Origin of the sequence: Bacillus sp. JJ664, from assembly GCF_036962205.1 — a bacterium.
Lineage (GTDB): Bacteria > Bacillota > Bacilli > Bacillales > Bacillaceae_G > Gottfriedia.
This window is the reverse complement of the sequence record NZ_JBALMS010000160.1, coordinates 1-8,203: the sequence shown is the minus strand read 5'-3', so window position 1 is coordinate 8,203 and position 8,203 is coordinate 1. Positions and strand designations below refer to the sequence as shown.

General features: G+C 33.0%; 8 protein-coding genes. 7 read left to right on the top strand and 1 reads right to left on the bottom strand.

Going from position 1 to position 8,203, the window contains the following annotated elements:
• The first annotated feature begins 249 nt into the window (after positions 1-249).
• The 3 genes from hemE to hemY are packed head-to-tail and all read left to right on the top strand — an operon-like array spanning position 250 to position 3,699.
• Positions 250-1,293: a uroporphyrinogen decarboxylase gene (hemE, locus tag V7056_RS19030; protein WP_499703966.1), complete on the top strand. Its 1,044-nt coding sequence runs from the start codon at positions 250-252 to the stop codon at positions 1,291-1,293.
• A gap of 22 nt (positions 1,294-1,315) precedes the next feature.
• Positions 1,316-2,248 carry a ferrochelatase gene (gene hemH, locus V7056_RS19025; RefSeq protein WP_499703965.1) on the top strand — a complete coding sequence of 311 codons (933 nt, stop codon included), beginning with the start codon at positions 1,316-1,318 and terminating at the stop codon, positions 2,246-2,248.
• A 29-nt stretch (positions 2,249-2,277) separates the two neighbouring features.
• A complete protein-coding gene (gene hemY, locus V7056_RS19020; protein ID WP_499703964.1) occupies positions 2,278-3,699 on the top strand; it encodes a protoporphyrinogen oxidase in 1,422 nt (473 codons plus the stop codon).
• A 72-nt stretch (positions 3,700-3,771) separates the two neighbouring features.
• On the opposite strand, the gene yhfH is transcribed toward hemY, so the two are convergent.
• The gene (yhfH, locus tag V7056_RS19015; RefSeq protein WP_499703967.1) at positions 3,772-3,891 is read right to left on the bottom strand and encodes a protein YhfH; all 120 of its coding nucleotides are present in this window, start codon (positions 3,889-3,891) and stop codon (positions 3,772-3,774) included.
• A 178-nt stretch (positions 3,892-4,069) separates the two neighbouring features.
• On the opposite strand from yhfH, the gene V7056_RS19010 reads away from it, so the two are divergent.
• The 4 genes from V7056_RS19010 to V7056_RS18995 form a co-directional block, all read left to right on the top strand.
• A complete protein-coding gene (locus tag V7056_RS19010; RefSeq protein ID WP_499703963.1) occupies positions 4,070-4,801 on the top strand; it encodes an MBL fold metallo-hydrolase in 732 nt (243 codons plus the stop codon).
• A gap of 15 nt (positions 4,802-4,816) precedes the next feature.
• Complete coding sequence (gene lplA / locus V7056_RS19005) at positions 4,817-5,806, top strand: lipoate--protein ligase (protein WP_499703962.1); 990 nt, start codon at positions 4,817-4,819, stop codon at positions 5,804-5,806.
• 129 nt (positions 5,807-5,935) lie between these two features.
• Positions 5,936-7,471, top strand: coding sequence for a fatty acid--CoA ligase family protein (locus V7056_RS19000; protein WP_499703961.1), 1,536 nt, complete (start codon positions 5,936-5,938; stop codon positions 7,469-7,471).
• Positions 7,472-7,635: 164 nt separating this feature from the next.
• On the top strand, positions 7,636-8,203 hold a 568-nt coding region (locus tag V7056_RS18995), incomplete at its 3' end, for a M48 family metalloprotease (RefSeq protein ID WP_499703960.1).

Sequence of the window (8,203 nt, the reverse complement as noted above, 5' to 3'; positions counted from 1 at the left end):
ATATATGGGAAGTTAATTATAATAATTATTAAATGATAAAAATTATATAGTTTATTATTCGATATTTACGTTATATTTTGATATAATTTTTTATGGGAAAAGACAAATAGTTCAATCGACCTAGCAATTGATAAAAAATGTAAATTAAGTGAACATTATGTGTCATTAGTCAAGTTATATATACAATTCAAGGTCCAATCAGTATATTTAATAGTAGAGTTTGGAAAAGTGAAAGGGAGACTTTTGAGGATGAAAAAAGATTTTAACGATACATTTCTAAGAGCGGCAAGAGGAGAATCAGTAACGCATACACCAGTTTGGTATATGAGACAAGCAGGACGTTCTCAGCCAGAATATCGAAAGATTAAAGAAAAATACTCATTATTTGAAATTACTCATCAACCAGAATTATGCGCTTATGTAACAGCGCTTCCAGTAAATCAATATAATGTAGATGCTGCAATTCTATATAAGGATATTATGTCGCCACTGCCAGCGATTGGCGTAGATGTGGAGATTCAATCAGGTGTCGGTCCGGTTATTAGCAATCCAATCCGTTCTTTAGAAGATGTGAAAAAGTTAACTGACATTCATCCAGAAGAGCAATTACCTTACATCTTTGACACGATTAAATTACTTACAACAGAAATGCTTTCAGTACCGTTAATTGGGTTTGCAGGCGCACCATTTACGGTTGCAAGCTATATGATCGAAGGAAGACCTTCTAGAAACTATAATAAAACCAAATCGTTTATGTATGCAGAGTCTGAAGCGTGGTTTGCTTTAATGGATCATTTAGCAGATATGACAATTAAATATGTAAAAGCTCAAGTTGATGCTGGAGCTAGTGCAATTCAATTATTTGATTCATGGGTTGGCGCATTAAATGCAGCAGACTATCGTGTTTATATTAAACCTTGTATGGAGAAAATCTTTACTGCACTAAAAACCTTCAATATCCCAACAATTATGTATGGTGTTGGAGCAAGTCATTTAATCCATGAATGGAATGAGCTTCCTATAAATGTAATTGGTTTAGATTGGAGAACTTCTATCACAGAAGCACGTTCACTTGGAATTACAAAAACGCTTCAAGGAAATCTAGATCCATCATTCTTATTAGCTCCATGGGAAGTAATTGAAGCTCGTGCGAAGGAAATACTTGATGAGGGCATGGCAAATCCAGCTCATATCTTTAACTTGGGTCACGGGGTATTCCCAGAAGTAAATCCAGATACTCTTAAACGTTTAACTAGCTTTGTACATGAGTATTCTTCGAGGGTACAAGTTTAAAATAAAGGACTATGGTGATGACATGAAAGAGAAAATTGGTTTATTAGTTATGGCATACGGCACGCCATATAAAGAATCAGATATTGAACGATATTATACAGATATTCGTAGAGGGAGAAAGCCTACCCCTGAAATGTTAGAGGACCTAACTGATCGTTATCGATCTATCGGTGGAATTTCTCCATTAGCTAAAATAACGTTAGAACAAGGGAAAGCTTTAGAAAGCGATCTAAATGAAATACAGGATAAAGTAGAATTTAAATTGTATCTTGGTTTAAAGCATATTGAACCATTCATTGAAGATGCTGTTGACCAAATGAAAAATGATGGAATTACAAAAGCCATTAGTATTGTACTTGCTCCTCATTATTCTACATTCAGTGTAAAATCTTATAATGAACGAGCTACTAATCATTCAGAAAAGATCGATGGGCCAATCATTACGCATGTAGATGATTGGTATAGAGAAGAGAGATTTATTCAATATTGGGTTCGAGAAGTTGAAGAAATTCTGGAACCTATGAATGATCATGAACGAGAAAAAACTGCTTTTATTTTCTCAGCACATAGTTTACCAGAAAAAATTCTTACTTATGGCGATCCATATCCAGAGCAATTAAAGCAAACAGCTGAGTTGGTTGTAGCACAGGCAGGCATTAGACATTATTTTCTTGGCTGGCAAAGTGCTGGTAATACACCTGAACCATGGCTTGGACCTGATGTACAAGACTTAACACATGAATTAGATGAAAAATATGATTTTGATACGTATGTGTATTTACCTCTAGGATTTGTAAGTGAGCACTTAGAAGTACTTTATGATAATGATATAGAATGTAAGTATGTAACAGAGAAAATACAAAAAAGATATGTTCGTCCACCAATGCCAAATACTGATCCGTTATTTATTAGTGGGTTAAGTACGGTTGTTTTAAGAAAGTGGAATGAACAATAAATAGTGTTTTCTAAATAGGAGGACTACAGATGAAAAAGAAGGTTGTCATTTTAGGCGGAGGAATTACTGGTCTGACAGCTGCCTACTATTTGAAACAAGAGCAAAAAAAACAAAACCTTCCAGTTGATATTCAGTTAATAGAAGCATCAACGAAGCTTGGTGGGAAAATACAAACAGTTAGAAAAAATGGTTTTGTCATAGAGCGAGGGCCAGATTCGTTTTTAGCTAGAAAAAAAAGCGCATATCGCCTTGCAGAAAATCTTGGTATCCAAAATCAAATTGTTCATAATACGGCAGGTAAAGCCTATGTATTGGTAAATAATCAACTGTATGGAATGCCAGAAGGTTCAAATATGGGAATTCCAACCCAAATAAAACCATTCTTATTCTCTGGACTTTTTTCGCCAGCAGGAAAAGTACGAGCTGGACTTGATTTTGTACTTCCAAAAACTCAAGTTGAAGGCGACATGTCTTTAGGTGCTTTTTTTAGAAGAAGGTTGGGAAATGAAGTAGTTGAAAACTTAATTGAACCACTTTTATCAGGTATTTACTCAGGTGATATTGATAAGATGAGTTTAATGGCGACTTTCCCTCAGTTTTTTCATCTTGAGCAAAAGTATCAAAGCATTGTTCGTGGTATGAAAAAAGAAATGCCAGTTAAAAAATCAAAAGGTCCTAGAAAAGGAATTTTCCAGACTGTAAGTACGGGTCTAGAAACGATTGTAGAAAGAATTGAACAAGAGCTTGATCAAAATGAGATTTTAAAGGGTGTACAAGCCATAAAGATTGATAAAAAGAATAATGTATATGAAATTACGTTAAGTAATCAATCTATAATCGAAGCAGATTCAATTATTGTTGCACTTCCACATCGAGTGATTCCAGATTTATTTAATGAAGATACTGTTTTTGAGCCATTCCGAAAAGTTCCTTCAACTTCTGTAGCCAATGTTGCAATTGCCTTTCCTGAAAGTGCAATAAAAAACGATATAAATGGTACAGGTTTTGTTGTTTCAAGAAATAGCGACTATAATATTACGGCATGTACCTGGACACATAAAAAATGGCCACATGCTTGTCCGAAAGGGAAAGTATTGCTTCGTTGTTACGTAGGACGACCAAATCATCAAGATATTGTAGATCAAACTGATGATGAGTTAGTTAAAATCGTTTTAGATGATTTAAGGAAAACAATGGACATCTCAGAAGAGCCAGAGTTTTTTGTAGTCTCAAGATGGAAAGAAGCAATGCCTCAATACACAATTAATCATCAAGAACGTACGAAACATATGCAGCATTACTTACAAAATGAAATGCCTGGTGTATCTGTTATAGGCTGTTCATTTTATGGTTCAGGCTTACCAGATTGTATAGATCAAGGTGAGAAAGCAGTAAAAGATACGATTCAATATTTATTTAGTGGTCAAAAAGAAGTAGTTCAAAGTTATTGATAAGAAACAGAGCAGTCTATAAGTTGATTTAAGTAGTGCAACTTGAATCAACTTTCGACTGCTCTTTCTATTTTAGAAGCTATTTTTTAAACAGTTAGAACAATTATTACTGTAGCAATCATGTTGCTCTTCAATCGTCGAATTACATTGTAAACATTTTTTCTTAGGTAAAAGTTTTAAAAATTCTGACATTTTAATAAGCACGCTACCCACTCCTTTGAGTTATCTTATTAGCATTGTATTACTACAATGTATTAAATGTCAATCTGTATTAGTACAATTTTAAAAATAATATAAATGCCTAATCTTTCATAAAACTAATAAAGTAATTTATCCAAGGTATAATAAAATCGAAGGAGTGAAACATTTCATGAAAGTAACTGTGATTGGTTTTTGGGGCGGTTATCCTGAAAAAGGAGAAGCGACATCGTGCTATTTATTTCAGGAGAAAAATTTCTCACTATTAGTAGATTGTGGCTCTGGCGCTTTAGCAAGCTTGCAAAATTACATAGACTTAAAAAGTATAAATTGTGTAGTTATTTCGCATTATCATCACGATCATATAGCTGATATTGGCGTACTACAATACTATAAAATTATCAATGCCGCAAATGATGGTTATGCATTACCAATTTACGGACATGGACTTGATCAAGAAAAATTTAAAACATTATCGAATAAGCAAGCTACGATAGGATATGAGTATAACCCTAATGAAGTACTAAACTTAGGACCATTTACAATTACATTTTTAAAAACAAAGCATCCTGTAGATTGTTTTGCGATGAGAATTGAAACAGCAGATAGTACAGTTGTTTATACTGCAGATTCGAGTTATATGGAAGAATTTATTCCTTTTTCTAGCGATGCAGATTTACTTATTTGTGACTGCAATATGTATGAAAATCAGGATGGCACAAATGCAGGACATATGAATAGTAAAGAAGTAGCGAGAATTGCACAACATTCAAATGTAAGACAATTGCTTTTATCGCATTTACCTCATAGTGGAAATACAAATCATTTAATAGATGAGGCAAAAAAGTATTATAATGGTCCTATCCAGACTGCTTATACAGGATTTGAATGGAAATCAATTTAATATAGGAGGACTCACATGCTTTTTTTAGATAATAGAGGAATTACAGATCCAACGTTAAACTTAGCAATGGAAGAATATGCTTTAAAGCATTTAAATTCCGAAAATACATACTTTTTATTTTATATTAATGAACCATCTATCATTATTGGGAAGAATCAAAATACGGCTGAAGAAATAAATGCAGCATATGTAAATGATCATAATATACATGTTGTCAGAAGATTATCTGGTGGTGGAGCGGTATATCATGATTTAGGTAATTTAAACTTCAGTTTTATTACGAAGGATGATGGTGATAGTTTTCATAACTTTAGAAAGTTTACAGAGCCAGTAATCGAAGCACTTAAAGAACTTGGAGTGAATGCAGAGCTAAGTGGACGCAATGATATCTTAGCAGAGGGTAGAAAAATATCTGGAAATGCACAGTTCTCAACTAAAGGTAGAATGTTTAGTCATGGGACATTACTTTTTAATAGTAATATAGACGAAGTTGTCAATGCATTGAATGTAAAGCTTGATAAAATTCAATCAAAAGGCATTAAATCAATCAGAAGTAGAGTAGCTAATATTAAAGAATTTCTGAAAGAAGATTTAACAATTGAACAATTTAAAGATTTATTATTACAATCTATCTTTAAAGAACACGGTTCAATTGAGCGATATGAATGGTCTGATGAAGATATTAAAAATATTAAAGAGCTAGCAGATAACAGATATCGTTCATGGGATTGGAATTATGGAAAATCTCCTAAATGTAATATTCAACAAAGTAAAAGATTTGCTGCAGGACAAGTTGATATTCGCTTAGAAGTAAATAAAGGCTTCATTGAGACTGTTAAAATTTATGGTGACTTCTTCGGTGTAGGTGACGTGTCAGAGTTAGAGCAAACGCTAGTTGGTACAAAATTTGATCATCAAGAAATTGAACGTAAATTGCAAGATGTCAATTTAAGTTATTATTTTGGAAATGTAACGAAAGAGGAATTTTTGAGCCTATTCGTTTAAAAAGAGTGGAACTCCACTCTTTTTTTTATTGCTTTTAAACAAGTAATATTTCTATCTTGTCAGAAATGTTTTCTAGCAATATAATATATTTAGAATATTTTAAATTATTTTTAAAAAGGAGGTAATTTCTTGAATTTAGTTCATACGCTTTCACAAACTGCATTAAAACATCCTGAACATACTGCTGTAAATTTTGAAGGGCAATCATTTAGCTATGCACAATTGAATACATACATAACAAAGTTTGCTAGTGGTCTTTCAAAATTAGGAATTGAAAAAGGGGATAAAGTCGCATTAATTGTTGGTAATTCCCCACATTTTATTATTGCACTATATGGTGCATTAAAAGCAGGAGCGGCTGTCATACCAGTTAATCCTCTATATTCACCAGACGAATTAATTTATATTCTAACAAATGGTGATGCAAAAGCTGTCATTACATTAGATTTATTTCTTCCACTAGTTGAAAAAGCTTCACCTATTCTTCCTAACATTGAACACTACATTATTTGTGAAACAAAGCAAGAACATCCTTATGAATTTTCAGACAATAAATTGAAATCGTTTACAAACGTAGTTGGCCTTGGAGATGTAACATTCGAAGGACCTAAACTACATGAAGATGATTTAGCAGTCATTTTATACACTTCAGGTACTACAGGTAAACCAAAAGGTGCGATGCTGACTCATACGAATTTATATTCTAATGCGATGGATGCAGGTCATTTCTTAGGATTTACTAGCAATGAAAAGGTAATTGCAACGCTACCAGCATTCCATGTTTTCTGTCTAACTGTAGCGTTAAATGCGCCACTAATGTATGGAGCAACTGTTATACTAATTCCGAAGTTTAGCCCAAGTGAAATATTTAATATCATTCGAACGCAAAAAGCAACTGTATTTGCTGGCGTTCCAACAATGTATAATTTCCTTTACCAATATCCGGAAGGAAAAATTGAAGATTTTGAGTCTATTCGTTTATGTATTTCTGGAGGCTCATCATTGCCAGTGGCATTATTAGAGAACTTCGAAAAGAAATTTAACGTAATGATTTCAGAGGGTTATGGTTTATCTGAAGCTTCACCTGTAACGACATTTAATCCTTTAGATCGTCCACGAAAAGCTGGTTCAATCGGCACGAATATTAGCAACGTAGAAAATAAAATCGTCAATGAGCTTGGAGAAGAAGTTCCAGTTGGTGTAGTTGGCGAATTAATTGCACGTGGTCCTAATATCATGAAGGGTTACTATAATATGCCAGAAGAAACGGCAATGACAATTCGTGATGGTTGGTTATACACTGGTGATTTAGCACGCAGAGATGAAGATGGTTACTTCTTCATCGTAGACCGTAAAAAAGAAATGATTATTGTTGGTGGATTTAACGTTTATCCACGTGAAGTAGAAGAGATCCTTTACAATCATCCTGAGATTGTAGAATGTGCAGTCATTGGTTTACCTGATGATAACTTTGGAGAGAGTGTAAAAGCTTATGTTGTTTCTAAAAATCCATCATTAAGTGAAGAAACATTAGTGGAGTATTGCAGGGCGCACTTAGCAAAATATAAAGTTCCAAAATCTATTGAGTTTATTACAGAGCTTCCAAAGAATGCAACTGGTAAAATTTTAAGAAGAGCATTAAAGGATTCAATCATACAATCATAAATATTTAATTTGAAAAGGTACTTCCTGATTAAGGTTGTACTTTTTTTATTGGAAAGCATACATACAAGTGGTGTGATTTCATAAAATGAAATAGAGAGAGTTAATTATGATTTTTTGTTCTAAAATTTTGGACAAAATTGATAATATAGAAGTGGGGGGATTACATGAAACAGTCGAAGAAATTAAAAGCATCAAAGTTTATTTTGATTGGCTATCTCGCATATATCATTTTTGTATTATTATACTTTTATGTTTTCACAGATTCTAACTTGCCAGCAAAATACAAAGGTACATTCGTTGATCCAAATACATTTATGGACCATAAAGAGGCTAACATTAGTACAAGTTATAGTACGCTTAAAAATGTTTTGTATTTTATTAGCATACCATTAGATTGGATCGTTCTTACGCTTTTATTGTTAAGTGGGTTTATTGGGAAATTAGGAGAATCATTAAAGAAGCTAACTCGATTTCACTTTATTCAAGTATTTCTCTATTTCTTTTTTGTTTCGGTCTTAACTTATATCATCACATTACCACTAGACTTATATCGTTTTAAACTTTCTACGAAATATGGACTAACCGTACAATCCTTTAATAGTTGGATGAAGGATGAGATTATTGGTTTTTGGGTAAATTTTGCTATTACGTACTTTGTCATATATGTTGTATATCTATTAATTAAAAAACAACCGAAAAAATGGTGGATCACAACATGGATATTAAGTATTC

Bases quoted from the DNA above. Each gene is read 5' to 3' on its own strand.
- lplA (WP_499703962.1), top strand. From the start codon at position 4,817: ATGCTTTTTTTAGATAATAGAGGAATTACAGATCCAACGTTAAACTTA.
- V7056_RS19010 (WP_499703963.1), top strand. From the start codon at position 4,070: ATGAAAGTAACTGTGATTGGTTTTTGGGGCGGTTATCCTGAAAAAGGA.
- yhfH (WP_499703967.1), bottom strand. From the start codon at position 3,891: ATGTCAGAATTTTTAAAACTTTTACCTAAGAAAAAATGTTTACAATGT.
- hemY (WP_499703964.1), top strand. From the start codon at position 2,278: ATGAAAAAGAAGGTTGTCATTTTAGGCGGAGGAATTACTGGTCTGACA.
- hemE (WP_499703966.1), top strand. From the start codon at position 250: ATGAAAAAAGATTTTAACGATACATTTCTAAGAGCGGCAAGAGGAGAA.
- hemH (WP_499703965.1), top strand. From the start codon at position 1,316: ATGAAAGAGAAAATTGGTTTATTAGTTATGGCATACGGCACGCCATAT.